At 27.7% G+C, this 325-nt stretch carries 1 protein-coding gene; it reads right to left on the bottom strand.

What is annotated here, in order from left to right; translation table 11 throughout:
- The coding region (locus tag KGF41_RS20670; protein WP_227857149.1) for a BlaI/MecI/CopY family transcriptional regulator at positions 1 to 296 on the bottom strand (296 nt) is incomplete at its 3' end.
- Positions 297 to 325 lie beyond the last annotated feature (29 nt).

The following is a 325-nucleotide window of genomic DNA, read 5'->3' as shown; positions in this document are numbered from 1 at the left end:
ATGAAAAAGTTATTATCTTTACTTATACACCTTTCTTCTTTTCTAGCACTTAAATATTCTTTTTTAATTACTAGCACCTCATAGTTTGATTTAAAACTTACTATTTTCTTTTTTAATATTCTCATCTTTACTAATCTTTTTAGAAGAATTTCTGTTGTGCTTTTCCTCCACGTATATTTTTCTTTCATTGCTGCTATTATTTCTTTTTTAAATAGAATAGATTTTTTACTCCACATATATTCCATCAACATCAATTCCCCTCTGTGCAGTTTCTCTACTACCTCTTGTTGCTCCATTTTATGTCACTTCCTCAAATTCAATCTAG

Origin of the sequence: Clostridioides sp. ZZV14-6150 (assembly GCF_020657875.1) — a bacterium.
In the GTDB taxonomy this organism is placed as follows: Bacteria; Bacillota; Clostridia; order Peptostreptococcales; family Peptostreptococcaceae; genus Clostridioides.
Note: the sequence above shows the minus strand (reverse complement) of the source record. Positions and strands in the feature narration are given on the sequence as shown.